This is a genomic window from Streptomyces sp. SM18 (genome assembly GCF_002910775.2).
Classification (GTDB): Bacteria; Actinomycetota; Actinomycetes; order Streptomycetales; family Streptomycetaceae; genus Streptomyces; species Streptomyces halstedii.
On the sequence record NZ_CP029342.1, the window covers coordinates 7,644,573 to 7,662,643 of the forward strand.

18 protein-coding genes are annotated in these 18,071 nt (G+C 72.2%); 8 read left to right on the top strand and 10 right to left on the bottom strand.

What is annotated here, in order from left to right; all coding sequences use genetic code 11:
- Window positions 1-82: 82 nt before the first annotated feature.
- Window positions 83-1,669: a sigma-70 family RNA polymerase sigma factor gene (locus B9S64_RS33805; RefSeq protein WP_103490866.1), complete on the bottom strand. Its 1,587-nt coding sequence runs from the start codon at window positions 1,667-1,669 to the stop codon at window positions 83-85.
- 222 nt (window positions 1,670-1,891) lie between these two features.
- A complete protein-coding gene (locus B9S64_RS33810) occupies window positions 1,892-2,086 on the bottom strand; it encodes an antitoxin (protein WP_103490867.1) in 195 nt (64 codons plus the stop codon).
- A 301-nt stretch (window positions 2,087-2,387) separates the two neighbouring features.
- On the opposite strand from B9S64_RS33810, the gene B9S64_RS33815 reads away from it, so the two are divergent.
- Window positions 2,388-3,674 (top strand): FAD-binding protein, encoded by a 1,287-nt coding sequence (locus B9S64_RS33815; RefSeq protein WP_181012260.1) that lies wholly within the window; start codon window positions 2,388-2,390, stop codon window positions 3,672-3,674.
- 121 nt (window positions 3,675-3,795) lie between these two features.
- Here B9S64_RS33815 and B9S64_RS33820 read toward each other — a convergent pair whose 3' ends face one another.
- From B9S64_RS33820 to B9S64_RS33830, 3 genes are all read right to left on the bottom strand, one after another.
- On the bottom strand, window positions 3,796-4,794 hold the full coding sequence (locus B9S64_RS33820) for an MASE1 domain-containing protein (RefSeq protein ID WP_103490869.1): 999 nt from the start codon (window positions 4,792-4,794) through the stop codon (window positions 3,796-3,798).
- Window positions 4,795-4,860: 66 nt separating this feature from the next.
- Window positions 4,861-5,709 (bottom strand): PP2C family protein-serine/threonine phosphatase, encoded by an 849-nt coding sequence (locus tag B9S64_RS33825; protein ID WP_103490870.1) that lies wholly within the window; start codon window positions 5,707-5,709, stop codon window positions 4,861-4,863.
- Between the two features lie 89 nt (window positions 5,710-5,798).
- A complete protein-coding gene (locus tag B9S64_RS33830; RefSeq protein WP_103490871.1) occupies window positions 5,799-6,278 on the bottom strand; it encodes a MarR family winged helix-turn-helix transcriptional regulator in 480 nt (159 codons plus the stop codon).
- A 113-nt stretch (window positions 6,279-6,391) separates the two neighbouring features.
- Between B9S64_RS33830 and B9S64_RS33835 the strand changes: the two genes are divergently transcribed.
- The 3 genes from B9S64_RS33835 (at window position 6,392) to B9S64_RS33845 (ending at window position 7,830) form a co-directional block, all read left to right on the top strand.
- Window positions 6,392-6,802: an organic hydroperoxide resistance protein gene (locus B9S64_RS33835; RefSeq protein ID WP_103490916.1), complete on the top strand. Its 411-nt coding sequence runs from the start codon at window positions 6,392-6,394 to the stop codon at window positions 6,800-6,802.
- Between the two features lie 128 nt (window positions 6,803-6,930).
- On the top strand, window positions 6,931-7,110 hold the full coding sequence (locus B9S64_RS33840) for a hypothetical protein (protein ID WP_103490872.1): 180 nt from the start codon (window positions 6,931-6,933) through the stop codon (window positions 7,108-7,110).
- Window positions 7,111-7,197: 87 nt separating this feature from the next.
- Window positions 7,198-7,830, top strand: a complete 633-nt coding sequence (locus tag B9S64_RS33845; RefSeq protein ID WP_103490873.1) for an SGNH/GDSL hydrolase family protein — start codon at window positions 7,198-7,200, stop codon at window positions 7,828-7,830.
- A 50-nt stretch (window positions 7,831-7,880) separates the two neighbouring features.
- Here the strand turns inward: B9S64_RS33845 and B9S64_RS33850 are convergent, their stop codons facing one another.
- Window positions 7,881-8,396 carry an ATP-binding protein gene (locus tag B9S64_RS33850; RefSeq protein WP_103490874.1) on the bottom strand — a complete coding sequence of 172 codons (516 nt, stop codon included), beginning with the start codon at window positions 8,394-8,396 and terminating at the stop codon, window positions 7,881-7,883.
- Between the two features lie 218 nt (window positions 8,397-8,614).
- Between B9S64_RS33850 and B9S64_RS33855 the strand changes: the two genes are divergently transcribed.
- Together B9S64_RS33855 and B9S64_RS33860 are read left to right on the top strand one after the other, a co-directional pair.
- A complete protein-coding gene (locus tag B9S64_RS33855) occupies window positions 8,615-8,851 on the top strand; it encodes a DUF397 domain-containing protein (protein WP_030628528.1) in 237 nt (78 codons plus the stop codon).
- Window positions 8,852-8,939: 88 nt separating this feature from the next.
- Window positions 8,940-9,848, top strand: a complete 909-nt coding sequence (locus B9S64_RS33860; RefSeq protein ID WP_103490875.1) for a helix-turn-helix transcriptional regulator — start codon at window positions 8,940-8,942, stop codon at window positions 9,846-9,848.
- A 16-nt stretch (window positions 9,849-9,864) separates the two neighbouring features.
- Here the strand turns inward: B9S64_RS33860 and B9S64_RS33865 are convergent, their stop codons facing one another.
- Window positions 9,865-10,680 carry an SAM-dependent methyltransferase gene (locus B9S64_RS33865; RefSeq protein WP_103490876.1) on the bottom strand — a complete coding sequence of 272 codons (816 nt, stop codon included), beginning with the start codon at window positions 10,678-10,680 and terminating at the stop codon, window positions 9,865-9,867.
- 395 nt (window positions 10,681-11,075) lie between these two features.
- On the opposite strand from B9S64_RS33865, the gene hemC reads away from it, so the two are divergent.
- Window positions 11,076-12,011 (top strand): hydroxymethylbilane synthase, encoded by a 936-nt coding sequence (hemC, locus tag B9S64_RS33870; protein WP_103490877.1) that lies wholly within the window; start codon window positions 11,076-11,078, stop codon window positions 12,009-12,011.
- A 40-nt stretch (window positions 12,012-12,051) separates the two neighbouring features.
- Here hemC and B9S64_RS33875 read toward each other — a convergent pair whose 3' ends face one another.
- Complete coding sequence (locus B9S64_RS33875) at window positions 12,052-12,759, bottom strand: N-acyl homoserine lactonase family protein (RefSeq protein WP_103490878.1); 708 nt, start codon at window positions 12,757-12,759, stop codon at window positions 12,052-12,054.
- 280 nt (window positions 12,760-13,039) lie between these two features.
- Between B9S64_RS33875 and B9S64_RS33880 the strand changes: the two genes are divergently transcribed.
- Complete coding sequence (locus tag B9S64_RS33880) at window positions 13,040-14,167, top strand: MFS transporter (protein WP_181012261.1); 1,128 nt, start codon at window positions 13,040-13,042, stop codon at window positions 14,165-14,167.
- A 148-nt stretch (window positions 14,168-14,315) separates the two neighbouring features.
- Here the strand turns inward: B9S64_RS33880 and B9S64_RS33885 are convergent, their stop codons facing one another.
- The gene (locus B9S64_RS33885; RefSeq protein ID WP_103490880.1) at window positions 14,316-16,055 is read right to left on the bottom strand and encodes a hypothetical protein; all 1,740 of its coding nucleotides are present in this window, start codon (window positions 16,053-16,055) and stop codon (window positions 14,316-14,318) included.
- Window positions 16,052-17,878 (bottom strand): NAD(P)/FAD-dependent oxidoreductase, encoded by a 1,827-nt coding sequence (locus tag B9S64_RS33890; protein WP_103490881.1) that lies wholly within the window; start codon window positions 17,876-17,878, stop codon window positions 16,052-16,054. Before B9S64_RS33890 ends, B9S64_RS33885 begins: the two co-directional genes overlap by 4 nt.
- Between the last annotated feature and the right edge of the window lie 193 nt (window positions 17,879-18,071).

Genomic DNA, 18,071 nt, shown 5'->3' on the forward strand with positions numbered 1-18,071 from the left:
CCGGAGACCTTCCGGGCCCCGGGCGCCGCCGTACCCGGCCGGGGTCACCCGGCGGACCCGGGCCGCCGCACCGGCCGCCGCGTCACAGCGCGGCGCCGAAGTTCTGGGTCCACACGGGACCGTCGGAGGAGTCCTCCCTGCCGACACCGATCTCCTTGAACGCGCAGTTCAGGATGTTCGCGCGGTGGCCGGGACTGTTCATCCAGGCCTCCATCACCGCCGCTGGGGTCGTCTGTCCCTTCGCGATGTTCTCCCCGTACGTACTCCACCGGTATCCCGCCGCCGTGATGCGGTCACCCGGGTCGGTGCCGTCCGGGGAGGTGTGCGAGAAGTAGTCCCGGTCCGCCATGTCGGCCGAATGCCGCGAAGCGGCCGTCGCCAGCAGGCTGTTGCCGCTCACCGCTCCGCACCCCTCCTTGGCCCGCTCCGCGTTGACCAGCGCCATGACCTGTTCGGCCTCCGAGGTGGGAGCCGGCTCCGTGGACGCGGGCGCCGGTGGGGCCGGCGGCTCGGACGACGGCGGGCGCCTGGTGGTCCGGGCCGGCGCGGGGGAGGGGGAAGCGCTCCGGGTCCGGGACGGGGACGCGGTCGGTGACGCGGAGCCGGCCGGGGACGCGGGCGACGCGGAGGCCGGAGCGGAGGGCGAGGAGGACGCTGAGGGGGCGACCGCCTCCGAGGGGCCGGCGAGGGACTCGACAGCCGTCGCCGGCCCCTCGTCCGTGTCGTCCGTGTAGAGGTGTACCGCCGTACCGCCGCCGCCCAGCGTCCCGACCGCCACCAGCGCGGCCACCACGGTGTTCCGCCGACGCCGGCGGGACCGGCCCCGGCGCAGCTCGGCCCGCCCCGGCCCGGGGGTGTGTGCCGTCTTCGACACCGGCAGGAAATCCGCGGGCGTAGCGCCGGCGGTCGCCACCGGCGGAACCACGATCAGCCCCACGAGCAGGCTCTCGGCGGGAACCAGCCCGGAGCGGTGCCCTGAGCACACCGTGCAGTCCCGGGCGTGACGCGCCAGACGCTTGCGCCACAGCGCGGACGGCATCCCGTCCCAGGAGGCGGTGAGATCGTCCAGCAGGACGCAGCGGGGGCTCGCCTTGAGGGCCCGCACCACCACCCTCGCCGCCTCCAGCTGCGCCTTCATCCGCTGCACCCGTACCGCGGTGTGCTGCGGGGAGAGTTCGAGTGCGCCGGCGACCTCGCTCCGGGTCAGCTCCCCGGCCGTCTCCAGCCACCACAGCGACAGCAGGTCGCGGTCGGCGACGTCCAGCCACCGCGTGGCCTCGGCGGTCTCCAGCCGTTGCCCCGTCAGGCCCAGGCGGACGATGGTCAGCTCGACGAAGTCGGCCGACGGATCGACCACCTCGTGCGCCTCGGGTATCGGGTCGGCGGATATCTCACCGGTGCGGCGCTCGCGCCAGTGCCCGCGTATCTCGTTCATCGTGATGGCCACGAACCAGGACCGGAAACTCCCTGGGTCGCGCAGACCCGGCAGCCCCCGGAGCATGCGCAGCACACTCTCCTGCACCACGTCGTCGACGTCCGCGTGACCGTTCAGTGCCCGGCCGACGATGTTGTAGACCAGCGGCAGGTACGAGGCGACAAGCCGGTCCCGGGCCTGCTCGTTCCCCCTCTGCGCCGCCTTGACCAACGCGGTCCCGCGTACCTCGCCCATGCTGTGCTCACTCTTCCGGGGTCCTGTTCCGTCACTTCCCACACTCGGGAGACGTGGTGCGGCGGGGACGATAACAGGAATCGGACGACGCACCCGCGGGGCGGTCCGGAAAACAGGGTGGCGCGGCACGCGGGAGCCCGTGGCGGCGGGCAGCCTGCCACGGGCTCCGGAACCACGCGGGCCAGGTGGCCCGGCCGCGTCAGGGCGACCGGGCCGGCGGCCTCAGGACCGGGGCGGCCTGTCCTGGTCCTGGTCCGAGCCGAGGTGCTGCTTGAGCTTGTCCTGACCGGACTTCACCTGCTTGCCGTACTTGCCGTGCGTCCGGTCGTCGACCGTGTCACCGGCTTTGTCGACGCCCTTCCGGGCCTGGTCCTCGTGGCCCTTGAGCATCTGCTTGATCTTGTCCATCGCGGACATGGGTGTCCTCCTCGGCTCGGCATCCCCCTACGGTCCAGGGTCACCGCACTCGGCCCTCTCCGCATCCGCGCCCGGCCCGTCCTGGACGGGGGAGGTGTGAAGGCCGTCCGGATGGGCAGATACCGGGTGACCAGGAGGGGGTGGCCATGGGCCGCATCCAGATCGTCCGACGTCCACGACCTCCCGCGGGGCCGCCCCCGCTCGACCTGCGCACACCGTCCGGACGGCCCCTGCCGTACTGAGACCGGGGCGCGCACCGGGCCCACGGGGGAGCGGTGCGGCGGGCGTAAGCTCGGTGGACATGATCGATCACTCGGTGCGCTCCCCGTCCGCCCCACGGCAGAACTGGGCCCGCAACATCACGTTCGCCGCCCGGCGGCTGCACACACCCGCCTCGGTGGCCGAACTCCAGGACATCGTGGCGGCCGGGACCGCGATACGCGCGCTGGGCACGGGGCACTCCTTCAACACGGTGGCCGACACCGACGGCGACCTGGTCTCCGTCGCCGGACTGCCCCGCGCGGTCGAGATCGACCCGGCCGCCGCGACGGCCACGGTCAGCGCCGGACTGCGCTTCGGGGAGCTCACCGGGGAACTGCACCGCGCCGGGTTCGCCCTGCACAACCTGGGCTCGCTGCCCCACATCTCGGTGGCCGGCGCCTGCGCCACCGGCACGCACGGATCGGGCGTGGCCAACCGCTCCCTGGCCGGTGCCGTCCGCGCCCTGGAACTCGTCACCGCCGACGGCACCCTGACCACGGTCCGGCGCGGCGACGCGGACTTCCCCGGAGCCGTCGTCTCCCTGGGAGCGCTGGGCGTGGTGACCCGGGTGACCCTGGATCTCGTACCCGCGTTCGAGGTCCAGCAGTGGGTGTACGAGGGGCTCCCGCAGGAGCGGCTCCTCGACCGCTTCGACGAGGTGATGTCCGACGCCTACAGCGTGAGCCTCTTCACCACGTGGCGCGACGGACCCGTCGACCAGGTCTGGCTCAAGCGACGGGTCGGCGAGGACGGGCCCGGCACCGCCCCCCGCCGGTGGCTCGGGGCGGAGCGGGCCGCCGGACCGAGGCACCCCGTCCCCGGGATGCCGGCCCGGCACTGCACCGAACAGGACGGTGTCCCCGGCCCCTGGCACACCAGGCTTCCGCACTTCCGGCTGGAGTTCATCCCCAGCAACGGCGACGAGCTCCAGTCCGAGTACTTCGTCGACCGGCGTGACGCGGTGGCGGCCTACGAGGCCCTGGACCGCATCCGCGATCGCGTCGCGCCGCTGCTCCAGATCGGCGAGATCCGCACGGTGGCCGCCGACGCCCTGTGGCTGAGCCCGGCCCAGGGCAGGGACAGCGTCGCGTTCCACTTCACCTGGGTGCCCGACGGCGCCGCCGTCACCCCCGTCGTCGGGGCGATCGAGGAGGCGCTGGCGCCGTTCGGGGCGCGGCCCCACTGGGGCAAGGTGTTCACCACGGAGCCCGGCTCCCTGCGGGCGCTGTACGGCCACTACGCCGACTTCGAGCGGCTGGCCCGGCGCCTGGACCCGGCCGGTACGTTCCGCAACGACTTCCTGGCGCGCCACTTCCGGCTCCACTGACGCCGGGCGGCCCCTCACGGGCGGCGGCCCAGGTCCGAGGCATCGGCCGCCCGCAGGAGGCTGAAGAAGCCCGCCGGGCCGTACACCGGCCGGTCACGCCCGGTGGGTCACGCCCGGTGGGTCACGCCCGGCCGGGGAGGCCTTCCGCACCGCCGGGCGGACCGTCGGTGTCCGGCCGCGGCGCCAGTTCCTCGACGAGCGCCGCCAGCTCCTCGCACGCCAGTTCGGTCTCCCGCATGATGTTGTTGTGCTCGGTGACGATCGCGGCGAGCAGCAGCGCAGTGAGTGCGACGCACGCGTTGAGAATGCTGAGGTTGAGTATCACCTGGAGCATGGTGTTGCCGGAGAAGGGCCCCGCGCGCCCGGTTCCCGCGATGATCGCCATCACCGACATGAGCAGCGAGCAGGGCGCGCTGCCCGCCAGCTGGAAGCGCAGGGCGGCCCAGACGAGTACGGGGAAGAGCAGGTAGATCATGGCGAGCGGGCTCCGGGTCGCCACGCTCGTGACGCCCACCGCGACGACGGCCAGGGCCGAGGCCTCCAGCCACCGGTCTCCCCTCCGGGGCAGCCGCGCCCGGCGCAGGACGAGCAGCAGCGGGGTGACCATGAGGACGCCCATCGCGTCCCCCGCCCACCACGCCGACCAGACCTGCCAGAAGTTGTCCGCGCCCAGATCACCGTTCAGCACCAGTGCGAGGGAACCGATGGTCGCGCTGACCAGCATGCCGCCCATGGCGCCCAGGAAGACCAGCATGACCCCGTCCCGCAGCCGGTCGAGTTCCGTGCGGAATCCCACCGCCCGCAGCGCCAGGTAGGCACAGAGCGGCGCCACGGTGTTCGCCGCGGCGATCCCGGATCCGGACAGGCTGAGATCGCCGCCGCTCAGGGTGATGAGCGTGAGGAACGCGCCGAGCGCGATCCCGGGCCAGGCCCGGATGCCCAGGTACAGCAGGGCGGCCAGCGAGATCCCCGTGGGCGGCCAGAGCGGGGAGACGATCGCGCCCTCCACCTCCACCTGCCTGAGGAGTCCGAGCCGCCCGGAGAAGTAGTAGGCGGCGGCGATGCCCAGGATCCGCAGCACGGCCACGGTCCGGCGTCTGGTTTCCTGGCTGCGGATCACGCGTCTCATCAGACACCGCGCCCGGGGACGGGCGCAGGTGACACGCGCGGGGCCCCGCGTGGCGTGTCACCCGCCGTCGGGGGAGGCCGCCTCCCGGCTCGGGATCTCGTTACGGAGCACGAGAACGGCCGCGTCGTCCTCGTGACCGGTCAGCCCGGCCGCCCGCAGCACCCGGTCGGCCAGTTCCTCCGCGGAGGCACCGGCATGGGCACTCACCAGGCGCCGTACCTCCTCGAGCCCGTCACCGATCGACAACGAGGGGCCCTCGATCACTCCGTCGGTCAGCAGGACGAACGCGCCGTCGACGTCGAGCGTGCGCCGGGTCACCGGATAGCTCTGCCCGCTCTGGATGCCCAGAGGGAGCCCCCCGGCGTCCGAGGTGATGCCCGAGCGGCCGTCGGAGGTCGCCCACACACCGGCCACATGGCCGGCGCGCGCCCCCGACAGCTCCCGGGTCACCGGATCGAACCGGAAGAACGAGCAGGTGGCGAAGAGACTGGAATCCATCGAGAGGATCAGGTCGTTGGTGCGGCTCAGCACCTCACCGGGATCGGCGACCGTGCTGGCGACGGCCCGCATCGCGATCCGGATCTGCCCCATGAAGGCCGCCGCCTCGACGTCGTGCCCCTGGACGTCGCCTATGGCGAGGCCGAGCGCCCCGTCCGGCAGCAGGAAACCGTCGTACCAGTCGCCGCCGATGTCCAGCCCGTCACGGGCGGGGGCGTAGCGGGCCGCGGTCCGGACCCCCGGGAAGGCGGGCAGATCCGCGGGGAGCATCTTGCGCTGAAGAGCCTGGGCCAGCTCCACGCGGGCCTGGTGCAGCCCTACTTCCTCCCGGGCGCGTGCCGTGAGGTGCTGCAAGGTGCTGAGCAACTCCTCGGCGCTCGCCGACCGGGACGTTCGACGCCGGTTCATGGGCCGCTCCGCGTTGCGTTCGTTCCTCGCATCCTATTTCGCCCCGGTGACCGGGGCGACTGCTGCGGCCCGGCCCCGCGGTGGGTGCGTCAGACCGCCCGGGAGAGCGAGTCGGTGAGCCGCCCGAGGGTTTCCCGCAGCGCGGAGACCTCCTGGACCGACAGGCCGGTGGCCCGGAGGACCGCGCGGGGGACGGGCAGGGCGCGCTCCCGCAGGTCCGTCCCGGAGTCCGTGAGGTGGACGGTGACCGAGCGTTCGTCCTCTGCGCTGCGCTCGCGCCTGACCAGGCCCGCGGACTCCAGCCTCTTGAGCAGCGGGGACAGGGTCCCGGAGTCCAGGTGCAGCCGTTCGCCGATGGTCTTGACCGGCAGGGGGCCCTCTTCCCAGAGCACCATCATCGCGAGGTACTGGGGGTAGGTGAGACCCAGATCCCGCAGTGCCCGGCGGTAGACACCGCCGAAGGCGCGGGAAGCGGCCTGGAGGGAGAAGCAGACCTGGTGGTCCAGGCGGAGCAGCTCGGTGTCGGGCAGCTCCGGGAGCCCGGGGGAGTGAGCCGGCGATGACGTCATGCCTCCCAGCCTAGCCTGTCGGCCGTAATTGGATTGTGCACAACTGAGTTGTGTGCAATCATTCTGGCGGCGGCCGGCTCGCGGTCGCCGTCGTACGGGAGAAGGTCACCGACATGGACGCGCTGTACACCGCCGCCGCCACCGCGAACGGCCGGGAGGGCCGGGCCGTCAGCTCGGACGGACGTATCGACCTCGCGCTCGCCCTGCCTCCGGCCCTCGGCGGCGACGGCGAGGGCACCAACCCCGAGCAGCTTTTCGCCGCCGGATACGCCGCCTGCTTCGCCAGCGCGATGGGCGCGGTCGGCCGGGAGATGAAGATCGACACCAAGGACGCCGCCGTGACGGCGGAGGTCTCGATCGGCAAGGACGGCGGCGGCTTCGGCCTGGCGGTCGTTCTGCGGGTCGAACTGCCGCGCGAACTCGAAGGCGAGACGGGCCGCCGGCTCGTCGAGACGGCGCACGCCTTCTGCCCCTACTCCAAGGCGACCCGGGGCAACATCGACGTCCAGCTCATGATCGAATAGCCGCTGCCGTGCTTCTCCCGCCGCTCGCTCGGCGGGAGAAGCGGACCTCTTCGCCGGTCCGCCCACGGCGGAGGTCGCGCACCGCGTACACTCGGCTCCCGTTTCCGCTGATTGGCGGGCATGGACCGATGGATGGGCATTTCGACGTGAGTTTCACCGACAAGACCGAAGCACCGATCTACGCCGGCCTCGTGGAGGAGCAGGGCGACGTCCCGGCCGAGGTGCGGCGGGTCGCCGAGGAGACCCTCCGGGAGGTGGACCGCGCGCTCGACTTCAGCTCGGTGCGGCCCCCGGCCGCTTTCCGGTAGAGCGTGGAGCCACGGCGCGCCACGCCCTCCCGCGACCGTCCCGCCGGGCACCCGGTCCGGCGGGAGCCCTCACCTCTGGAGCACCGCGTGACCCTCATCCCGCCCGGCGCGCGGACCGTCCTCTTCCAGGGCGACAGCATCACCGAATGCGGCCGGCTGTCGGACCCGGACAACCCCCTGGGCCACGGATACGCCTCGATGGCGGCCGACCTGGTCCGCGCCGCGCGGCCGGACAGCGGCATCACGTTCGTCAACCGGGGCGTCGGTGGCGACCGCGTGGCCGACCTGCGCGCCCGCTGGCAGGCGGACACCCTCGACGTGGAGCCGGACGTGGTGTCCGTCCTCGTCGGCGTCAACGACACCTGGTACCGCTACCGTGCCGGGGAGACCACCCCGGCGGACGCGTACGAGGACGACTACCGGTTCCTGCTCACCCAGGTCCGCGACCGTTCGGACGCCCGGCTGGTCCTCGTCGAACCCTTCCTGGTCCCGGTGACGGCCGAGCAGTGGGAGTGGCGTACGGACCTCGACCCCAGGATCCAGGTGGTCCGCCGGCTCGCCGAGGAGTTCGACGCCGCGCTGCTGGCCGCGGACGGCCTGCTCAACCAGGCCGCGCGCACCGCGGGCGGACCCGGACGGATCGCCGGTGACGGGGTCCATCCGACGCCGCTGGGACACACCCTGCTGGCGCGGGCCTGGGCGGCGCTGGCGCGGCCGTAGAACCGACGGCCGGAGTGCGCGCCGCCGCCCTCCGGCTGTGGCTCCGGGCCTCAGGCGACGAGAACCCTCGCCCAGACGGTCTTTCCGGGGCCGGTGGGGGACCAGCCCCACGAACTGCTCAGCGCGTCGATGATGCGAAGTCCGCGACCGCGTTCCAGGAACCCCTCGTCCTCACGCAGCACGGGCGCGTCGGGACTCGGGTCGTTCACCGCGCAGACGAGCGCCCCCTCCTGCCGGGCCAGACCCAGCCAGGCCGCCGGAAGGCTCACCGGACGGCCCGAGGGCGGCAGCGCGTGACAGACGGCGTTGCTCGCCAACTCGCCCGCGACCAGGGCCATGTCGTCGGCGCAGGGCGCGGACTCCAGTCCCCACCGCTCCAGGGAGTCGCGGACGAACGCCCGCGCCCGCCGCAGACTCTCCGGACCCGCGTCCAGGCCGTGCGTCGCGAACCGGGTGGCGGCGATGCCGAGATCTCTCGCCCATCTCTCCTGCGGTACGCCGTCATTTTCGGCCAGATCCGTGCAGCGGGCCGCTGCTTCCGGACGGGATGCGTTCTCCGCGTGCATGCGCACTGATCACCCTTCGGTGAAAGGCCGCTTCGTGGTGCCGTGTTCGTGTGCCGTGGGGGCCGGACGGGCACTAGTATCCTCGCCGTCCGCGCACAGGTGCAATTGCATCCGGAATTGCACCCGGTGGTGTGAGCAGGAAACATCTGTTCACCCCCGCCGCGCCCGGCTCCCGTGCCGGGGGCGTCCCGGCCGACTGTCACGAAGGAATGGACCGTATGCAGCACATCGACAACGGTGTCCCCGCCCACTCCCTGACCGACGTGGAGTGGGTGAAGAGCCACCACAGCAACCCCAGCGGCAACTGCGTCGAGATGGCCCTGCTTCCCGGAGGAGAGGTGGCCGTACGTAACTCACGGCACCCCGAGGGGCCCGCACTCGTGTACACGGGCGACGAGGTGCGCGCCTTCCTCGCCGGCGTCAGGGACGGTGACTTCGACCGCATGATCGGCTGAAAGCGGACCGCACGTGCGTGCGTGAGCACCCTGTTGCAGGGCTCCTGATGGCACACTGGCGTTCTGACGCCCGCCATCAGGAGCCCGCATGCCCGGCATCGAACCGCTTCAGCCGTCACGGAAGCCGACGCTCGCCCCGGCAACCCCACCAAGTCCCACAGTCCTACGGCTCGTTCTGGGCGCCGAGCTCCGCAGGATGCGCACCCAGGCGGGCATCACCCCGGACGTCGCCGCCACCTGCATCCGCTGCTCCACGGCGAAGATCAGCCGCATGGAGACAGGTCACTCCCCGTGCAAGGAGCGCGACGCCGCCGACCTGCTCGCGCTCTACGGCGTCACCGACCCTCACCGGACGGCGGAGTTCGTCGACCTGGTGCGCAAGGCGGGCGAGCGCGGCTGGTGGCGCACGTACGCCGACGTCCTGCCCGACTGGTTCGAGCCCCTGGTCGGGCTGGAGGAGGCCGCGGCGTCCATCCGCACCTACGAGAGCCACTACATCCCGGGGCTCCTGCAGACCCCCGACTACGCCCACGCCGTCGTACGCTCCGGGCACGCGATCGAGCCGGAGGAGATCACCCGGCGGCGCGTGGAACTGCGTCTCAAACGCCAGGAGTTGCTGCACCGCACCGACGCGCCCAAGCTGTGGGTCCTGCTGGACGAGGCGGTCCTGATGCGCCCGACGGGCGGCGCCCGGGTGATGAGCGCGCAGCTTGCCCACCTGCTGGAGATGACCGAACTGCCCCATGTGATCGTGCAGGTGGCGCCCTTCGCCGTGACCGCCCACACGTCACCGGGCAACGGCATCACCTACCTGCGGTTCGCCATGGCCCAGCTGCCCGACGTCGCCTACGTCGAGCACCTGACCAACGCCACGTCGGTGAACAAGCGGGAGAGCACGGACGAGTACCGCTGGATCCTGGACTCCCTCAGCGCCCAGTCCCCGAACCCCGTCCGGAGCAGGGACCTGCTGAGGCTGGCACTCGCCCGCTACTCCTGACCGGCGTCGGCCCGGCTCACCACTTGCGTCCGACGCCCCCGTACTCGATCCACTCCTGAGTCGCCTGCTTGGGCGCCAGGTCCGAGTCCGGCCGCCAGGTGGACACCTCCACCAGGCCGGGCGGCAGCACTTCCAGCCCTTCCAGGAAGACGTGCACGTCCTCGGGCCGGCGGACCTCGCCCCACTGGTTCCCGGTGCTCTTCGCCATGTAGTCCGTGACGAAGTCGCGGGTGGCCGCGTCCTCGCTGACGAGCTGGCACACCACCAGGAAGCTCCCCGGTGCCAGCCGGTCGGCCACACGGCGCACCAGCCCGGCCGGGTCGTCCGAGCCGGGGATGCAGTGCAGTACGGAGACGAACAGCGCCGCCACCGGCTCGTCGAAGTCGATCAGCCGGACCACCTCGGGATGCCCGAGGATCCCGTCCGTGTCCCGCATGTCGGCCTGGATGACCGCCGTCCTGTCGTTCTCCTCAAGTATCGCGCGGCCATGGGCCAGGACGATGGGGTCGTTGTCGATGTACACGACCCGGGACGCGGGGTCCACGAGCTGGGCCACCTGGTGGACGTTGTCCTGGGTGGGCAGACCGGATCCGTGGTCGATGAACTGCCGGACTCCGTACTCGGACGCGAGATGGTGGACGACACGGCGGAGGAACCGCCGGTTGTTCACCGCCAGGACCTTGGTGCTCGGCACCCGCTCCAGCAGTTCCTCGCACGCGACCCGGTCGGCGGGGTAGTTGTCCTTGCCGCCCAGGTAGTAGTCGTACATCCGCGCGACACTCGGCACGTTCACGTCGATGTTCTTCGGAATGGAGGTGTCCCCGTTACTCATCCAGCCCTCGCCCGTTCTCAAGATTCGCAGCCGTGAGAGGTCATGCTAGGGACCTGATCCGGGGGCGGACAGTCCTCCAAGGAGTGAGGAAGGGGGTACGGCGGCGAATCGGCCAACCCCGGCGCCGGCGGGACGGCGCGCAGGTGCCCGGCACACGGCGCCCCTGAGCCGCGCGCCGATGTCCGTGCCCCCTGTATGAGGGGGAAAGTCCGCCTGGTCACGGGAGGGATGGCCGGTTCCCGGGCAGTCTCCGGCCACCGGCCGGTGCGCTCCCGGCAACGACCGCCACGGCGGCGCCTGTTCAATGCGGCCGGAAATCGCCGGGTGTCCAGGGGCTGCTTCCGTCCGCGTGGCACAGGCGGATCCCGCCGGACCGGCGCACTATCGTGGGCGACATGTCCGCCCCTGAGCTGATCCGTATCGTCTCCCGCGACTCACCCATGGCCCTGGCGCAGGTCGAGCGCGTCCGGGCCGAACTGGCCGCCCGGTACCCGTCCGTCCGCACGGACGTGGTCCCGGTCAGGACGACCGGAGACACCTGGCTGGGCGACCTCTCACAGGTCGAGGGCAAAGGCGCCTTCACCAAGGAGGTCGACGCCGCCCTCCTCGCCGGGGACGCCGACCTCGCCGTGCACTGCGTCAAGGACATCCCCGCGGACCGGCCCCTCCCGGCCGGTACGACGTTCGCCGCGTTCCTGGAGCGGGACGACATCCGCGACGCCCTCGTCCACCCGGACGGCCTCACCCTCGACGAACTGCCCCCGGGTACCCGCATCGGCACGTCGTCCGTCCGACGCGCCGCCCAACTCGCGGCGGTCCGGCCGGAACTGCGCTGTGTGCCGTTCCGGGGCAATGCCAACCGGCGGCTCGCCAAGCTCGCCGCGGGCGAGGCCGACGCGCTCCTGCTCGCCGTGTCCGGCCTGCGCCGCATCGGCCGTACCGACGTCATCAGCGACACGCTCGGCACCGAGACCATGTGCCCGCCGATCGGAGCCGGCGTCCTCGCCCTCCAGTGCCGGGAGGACGACACCGAGACCATCGACGCCGTCGCCCCGCTCAACCACCCGGACACCTACCGGGAGATCACGGCCGAGCGCATGTTCCTCCATGTGCTCCAGGGCCACTGCAACTCCCCGATCGCGGGATACGCCCGAGCTCAACGCAACGGGGAACTCTCGCTGCGCGCCTGTGTGTTCACCCCGGACGGCAAGACGGTCCTCAACGCACACGAATGGGCCGGTCCCCTCGACCCGGCGACCCTGGGCACCTCGGTGGCCGTCACCCTGCTCCGGCAGGGCGCGCGTGAACTGATCGACGGCATCGCCCACTGACCGGGCCGACCGCCGGCGGAACACGCCACGGACGCCGGGGTCACGGGCTCCGCGCCGGTTCCCAGACCGAGCAGTCATGGGCGAACAGCACGCGCCGGGGATCGAATTCGGCCAGGCGGTCCACCCAGGGCCGGTACGCGGGAAGAGGCGGCTCGACGCCGTCGAGCGCGGCCTGCCGGGCCAGCACGTCCGAAGCGAACCGCGACGCGAAGTCGTGTGCCTGCCCGGCCAGCACGACGGTGCCGTCCGGCTGCCGGACGACCAGCGACTGGTGCCCTGCCGTATGGCCCGGCGTCGGGACGATCCGGACGCCGGGCCAGACCTCGCTCTCACCGTCCAGCTCCTCGTGAACGGCACCGGGAAAGTCGACGAGGCCGTCCACCGTGTAGCCGCCGTGCCGCGCGGCGGACAGCTCCGCGCGCTGGACCAGCACCGGAACGCCGGCCAGCAGCGGATTCCCCCCGCAGTGATCGAAGTGGAGATGGCAGTTGACGACGACGCCGATGTCGGCGAGGGAGACCCCCGCCGCCGACAGGGCCTCGCGGAGGGCACGCCGCCGCGGCCGGTAGTGGGCCTCGGTCTCCGGGCCCGCGTCACCCATACCTCTGTCGAAGAGAAGCAGACCCCGCTCGTGGCCGACCAGATAGGCGAGCACGGGCTCGACCCGGGGCGCCGGGCCGCCCGTCTCCGAAGACGGCCTGACGAAAGAACCCAGATCGAGCCGGCGCACCGTCAGCTTCGTTCCCATACGGCCAGCATGGCAGCGCCCACGCCGCCCCACGTTCCACTTCGCCGTCAGCAGATCCGCCCCGAGCCGCCGGCGACGGCGACAGCGACGGACGACCGGAGCACCCGGAGGGACCGGCCGACGACCGGAGCGGCCAGGCGGCGGAGCGTCCGGCCACCGGGCGGCATGCCGAACCGGCCGGTGACGACCACGCCGGGTTACCGTCGATCCCGTGAACGGTGACCGTGATCGCCGAGGGTGGCTCCCGTGTTACCTCAGCGGGGCGGTGTTCGCCGTGTGCATGGCCGGCACCACCCTGCCGACTCCCCTCTACGGCCTCTACCAGGACAAGTTCGGGTTCTCCGAGCTGACCGTGACCATCGTCTACGCGGTGTACGCCTTCGGGGTCATCGGCGTCCTGCTGCTGGCCGGCAACGCCTCCGACGCCGTGGGCAGGCGGCCGGTCCTCCTGTGGGGCCTGGGATGCGCGGCGGCGAGCGCCGTTTGCTTCCTGTGCGCCACCTCGCTCGGATGGCTGTACGTGGGCCGGCTGCTGTCGGGACTGTCCGCCGGACTGTTCACCGGGGCGGCCACCGCGTACGTCATGGAACTGGCCCCCGGCAGGGGCTCCTCGCGGGCCACCCTCGTCGCGACGGCCGCCAACATGGGCGGGCTGGGCTGCGGGCCGCTCCTCGCGGGCATCCTCGCGCAGTACGCCGCCTGGCCGCTGCACCTGCCCTTCGCCGTGCACCTCGCCCTGCTGGCCGCTTCGGCCCTCCTCCTGCTGGGCCTGGAGGAGACCGTCCGCGAACGGCGGCCCCTGAGCACCGTCCGCCCGCAGCGGCCCGGCCTGCCGCCCGAGGTCCGGTCGGTCTTCAAACCCGCCGCGCTCGCCTCCTTCGCGGGATTCGCCCTGTTCGGAGTGTTCACCTCGGTCAGCCCGGCCTTCCTATCCGAATCCCTGGACGTGGACAACCACGCCGTGAGCGGGCTGATCGTCGCGCTGGCCTTCTTCGCCTCGATCGCCGGACAGGCCGCGGTGGGCCGGTTCGGCGTGCGGCGGTCACTGCCGCTGGGCTGCGCCGCGCTCCTGATCGGGCTCGCACTGCTCGCGGGCGCGTTGCGGTGGCAACTGCTGCCGCTGATCGTGGTGAGCGCGCTCGTCGGCGGCGCGGGCCAGGGGCTCGCGTTCCGGGCCGCCCTGTCCGGGGTCGCCGGGGCGTCGCCCGCCGACCGGCGCGCGGCGGTGATCTCGACACTGTTCGTGGTGGCGTACGCGGGCATCTCGCTGCCGGTGATCGGCGTGGGAGTCCTTTCGGGCCCGATCGGTCTGGAGAGCGCCGGACTGGTGTTCATCGCCTGCATGGCCGTCCTGGTCGCCGCCGCCGGCGTCTACCTGCTCCGGCGTCCGGCGGACACGAGCGCCTGACGGCCGGGCACCTCCGGCGCCGGGCGGCCGCAGCGGCCCCCTCACCTGCCGCTCCACGGCACACGGGCCGAGCGCCCGTGCGCCGTGGAGGAGTGGGGGAGTGGTGGAGGCGGCCGGTGACCGAACCGCCGCCGGCCCCATGGACCCGTCAGTGCCGCTCGGACGGGGTGAGCCTCAGCACCGTCCCCTCGGCGTTGCCCGAGACGACGAGAGAACCGTCCGGTGCGGCGGCGATCCCGGCGAAACCGGGGGCCAGCCCCGGCAGCCCGTGGGAGAACAGCTCGGACTCCGTGTCCGTCGCGGAAGCCACGGGCCGGGGTGCCGTCCCGATCGGCAGATCCTCGGCCTCGACCCAGCTCGCCGCCGTGGCGAGCGAGATACCCCGCAGCCCGCGGCGCCCCGTCTCCACCGTGTACAGGATGTCGCCCTGGACCGTCAGACCCTGGGGAGCGGCGAGCCCTTCGGCGACCACGGCCGTCGTCGCGTCCGGCTCGATCCGGAACACGGCACCCGCCCGCTCGTCACTGACGTAGACCCGCCCCGCCGCGTCGAGCGCCACATCCGTCGGGCACCCGATCCCTTCGGCGAGCACGGTGACGGTGTCGTCCGCCGCGACGGACAGGACACGGCCCCCGTCCGCCTCGGCGACGACGAGCGAGCCGTCCGGACCCACCGCGACGCCCAAGGGCCGCCTCAGCCCACGCACCCGCGTACGGAGGGACCCCGTACCGGGATCGAGGGTACGGACGTCCCCGAACTGCGAGGTCAGGTGCAGGAGTTCGCCGTCCGCCACGATGCCGTGGACGAAGGGTGCCAGAAGGTGACTGGTCACGTCTTGCTCCTCGCTCCCGCGCGCCTCGCCGTGGTCACTCCCCGGGGACGGGGGACCAGGGAGGACCGGGGAGTCCGGATCGACCGGGAGGGGCGCGGACGGTCCGGCCACCCGGTAGTGGTCGGCCGCGTACACCGTGCCGCCCAGGTCGATCGTGATCCCGTACGGACCGTCGAAGCCGCGCGGCACGATCGTCCGGGTCCGTCCGTCCGGGCTCATCTCGGTGATGCCGCCGCTGGCGTAGCTGGAGACGAACATCCGGTTCTCCGCGTCGAAGGCCGCGTTGTCCAGCCCCACCACCCCACTGGTCACCTGTGTCCGGGACCCGGTGCCGTGCAGGTCGATCCGGGTCACGATGCCCTCGGGTCCCAGCGACAGCACGTGCAGCACCCCGCCCCGGTCGAAGCGGACCGCGACCGGCCGGTCCACCCGGTCCGCGACCATCTCGGGCACCCCGCCGTCAGGGTGAAGGCGCCAGATCTGACCGGTGACCATGTGCGGGTAGTACAGGCAGCCGTCCGGACCCCGCTGCATCGCGTTGCCCAGCGCGAGTCCCTCGGCGAGCACGACCGGCTCACCGCCGTCCGGGAAGAGCTCCAGCAGCCTGCCGTCCATCTTCATCTCGTTGACGAACAACCGGTCGCCGATACAGGTGATGCCGTTGGGGTTCTCCATCCCCTCGCACACCAGCGTGTACTCGCCCCCGGGCCCGCGCCGCCAGACCCGCCCCGGGACCAGGTCGGCGATGTACATCGAACCGTCCGCGCCGAAGGCGAGGTCGTCCGGCGACCGGACCGGACCGTCCGCCGGTACGACCACGTCGAGGCCGCCCCCGGCGAGGTCCAGCGCGCTGATCCGTCCTCCCAGGAACTCGGCGACGTACAGCCGCCCGTCCGGACCGAACGCGATGCCGTTGGACCCCCACAGCGGGTTGGCGGGATTGAGCGCCTCCACCGGCCGGCGCCCTTCCGGGAGACCGGTCCGGTGCCCGTTCCCGGCGTCGTACCCGCCGGGGTACGCGGACGTCGGAACGTCCGTCCCGCGCGGCCCTCTCATTCCGCCTCCACCATGACGTCGTCCAGGCCGTCGCCCTCGCGCCAGTCCCTCAGCAGCGCGTGGAAGGCGACCGGACCGTCGCCGTACGACTCGCTGCGCTCCCGCGGCTTGCCCTCGTTGTTGTAGTAGCCCGGCGTGCACTCCGCGTGGAACGCGTGCAGGCTCGCGGCCTTCCGCCGGATCGTCGCCACCCACGCGTCCTGAGCCTCGGCCGTCGGCTCCACCCACCGGGCGCCGCGCTCACGCGACCGCGCGATGACCTGGGCGACGTGCGTGGCCTGCTCGTCGAGGATGTGCACGTAGTTGACGGAACTCGCGTTCTGGAGCGGCCCGAGCTGGAAGAAGTTGGGGAAGCCGTGGCTGTAGAACCCGTGGAGGGTCTTCGGGCCCTGGCTCCAGGTATCCAGCAGCGAGACACCGTCCCGTCCGTACACCGGGAGCTTCCCGGCGAGTACGCCGGATACCCCGACCTCGAAGCCGGTGGCGAAGACGACGCAGTCCACCTCGTACTCGACCCCGCCGACCACCACGGCGTCGTGCGTGAACCGTTCCACTCCGTGGCTGTCGGCGGTGTCGACCAGGGTGACGTCCGGCCGGTTGAACGTCTGCAGATACATGTCGCTGAAGGTGGGCCGCTTGCACATGTAGCGGTACCAGGGCTTGAGCTTCTCGGCGGTCTCGCGGTCCTTCACGACGTCGTCCACGCGGGAGCGGATCTGGTCCATCTTCTGGAAGTCGGCCAGCTCGTAGGCGCGTTCCCGTTCCTCCGCCGGGATGTCCGCGTAGCTGTTGGTGGGAATGAGCTTCTCCTGGAGCCGGGCGGTGCTCGTCCAGGCGTCGTCCACCAGGTCCTCCTCGACCGTGGCCCCGGTGACGACCCTGAGGAAGTTGTCCATCCTGCGGCGTTGCCAGCCGGGCTCCAGCGACGCCGCCCAGGCCGGGTCGGTGGGCCGGTTGGCGCGCACATCGACGGAGGACGGCGTGCGCTGGAAGACGTACAGGTGCTGGGCGTCGGCACCGAGGTGCGGGACGACCTGGATGGCGGTCGCGCCGGTCCCGATGAGCGCGACCCGCTTGTCCGCCAGCCCCGAGAGGCCGCCGTTCTGGTCGCCGCCGGTGTAGGCGTAGTCCCACCTGCTGGTGTGGAAGGTGTGACCCTTGAAGGTCTCGATGCCCGGGATCCCCGGCAGCTTCGGCCGGCTGAGCGTCCCGCTGGACACCACCACGTAGCGTGCCCGGATGCGATCGCCCCGGTCGGTGGAGACCGTCCACCACCCCGCGGCGTCGTCCCAGCGCAGTTCCGTGGCCTCGGTCTGGAAGCAGGCCTCGCGGTACAGGTCGAAGTGGCGGGCGATCGCCTGCGCGTGCTCGCGGATCTCCTCGCCGGGCGCGTACTTCCACTTCGGTACGTAGCCGACCTCCTCCAGCAGGGGCATGTAGGTGTAGGCGTCGATGTCGCAGTGGATGCCCGGATACCGGTTCCAGTACCAGGTACCGCCGAAGTCCGCGCCCTTCTCGATCACCCGGACCGATACGAGGCCCGCCTGGCGCAGCCGTGCCCCGGCGAGCAGGCCGCCGAACCCGCCGCCGATGACCACCGCCTCGACGCGGTCGTCCAGCGGCTCGCGGGTGAAGTCCGCGTCGGCATGGGGGTCGGCGTCGTACGAGCCGAACTCACCGCTGGTGGCCCGGTACTGGGCGCTGCCGTCCGGGCGTATCCGCCGGTCGCGTTCGGCACGGTACTTCTGCCGGACGGCCTCAAGGTCGAAGCCCAGGTTGTGTGCTTCCTGGGCGGGACCGGGGGAGGCGTCGGGGGTGGGCATGCGTGGCCTCATTCCTCTGGGGAGCGGGGTCGGGGGCTGGGATCGCCGCCCGGACGGCTGCGGGGTACGTACCGGGCAGGGGTAGGGCCGCCGGGCGCGACGGTCGCGTCGTACGGCCGCCGAGGAACACGGTGGCGACCGGGCCGGCCGGGGAGCGGGAAAGGGGAGCCGGGGGCGGCGATGTGCACCGTAC

Coding starts and splice junctions, on each gene's coding strand:
- B9S64_RS33865 (WP_103490876.1), bottom strand. CDS start 10,680: ATGAGTAACGGGGACACCTCCATTCCGAAGAACATCGACGTGAACGTG.
- B9S64_RS33830 (WP_103490871.1), bottom strand. CDS start 6,278: ATGACGTCATCGCCGGCTCACTCCCCCGGGCTCCCGGAGCTGCCCGAC.
- B9S64_RS33885 (WP_103490880.1), bottom strand. CDS start 16,055: ATGAGAGGGCCGCGCGGGACGGACGTTCCGACGTCCGCGTACCCCGGC.
- B9S64_RS33810 (WP_103490867.1), bottom strand. CDS start 2,086: ATGTCCGCGATGGACAAGATCAAGCAGATGCTCAAGGGCCACGAGGAC.
- B9S64_RS33860 (WP_103490875.1), top strand. CDS start 8,940: ATGCCCGGCATCGAACCGCTTCAGCCGTCACGGAAGCCGACGCTCGCC.
- B9S64_RS33850 (WP_103490874.1), bottom strand. CDS start 8,396: ATGCACGCGGAGAACGCATCCCGTCCGGAAGCAGCGGCCCGCTGCACG.
- B9S64_RS33815 (WP_181012260.1), top strand. CDS start 2,388: ATGATCGATCACTCGGTGCGCTCCCCGTCCGCCCCACGGCAGAACTGG.
- B9S64_RS33880 (WP_181012261.1), top strand. CDS start 13,040: ATGGCCGGCACCACCCTGCCGACTCCCCTCTACGGCCTCTACCAGGAC.
- B9S64_RS33855 (WP_030628528.1), top strand. CDS start 8,615: ATGCAGCACATCGACAACGGTGTCCCCGCCCACTCCCTGACCGACGTG.
- B9S64_RS33890 (WP_103490881.1), bottom strand. CDS start 17,878: ATGCCCACCCCCGACGCCTCCCCCGGTCCCGCCCAGGAAGCACACAAC.
- B9S64_RS33825 (WP_103490870.1), bottom strand. CDS start 5,709: ATGAACCGGCGTCGAACGTCCCGGTCGGCGAGCGCCGAGGAGTTGCTC.
- B9S64_RS33875 (WP_103490878.1), bottom strand. CDS start 12,759: ATGGGAACGAAGCTGACGGTGCGCCGGCTCGATCTGGGTTCTTTCGTC.
- B9S64_RS33805 (WP_103490866.1), bottom strand. CDS start 1,669: ATGGGCGAGGTACGCGGGACCGCGTTGGTCAAGGCGGCGCAGAGGGGG.
- B9S64_RS33835 (WP_103490916.1), top strand. CDS start 6,392: ATGGACGCGCTGTACACCGCCGCCGCCACCGCGAACGGCCGGGAGGGC.
- B9S64_RS33840 (WP_103490872.1), top strand. CDS start 6,931: ATGGATGGGCATTTCGACGTGAGTTTCACCGACAAGACCGAAGCACCG.
- hemC (WP_103490877.1), top strand. CDS start 11,076: ATGTCCGCCCCTGAGCTGATCCGTATCGTCTCCCGCGACTCACCCATG.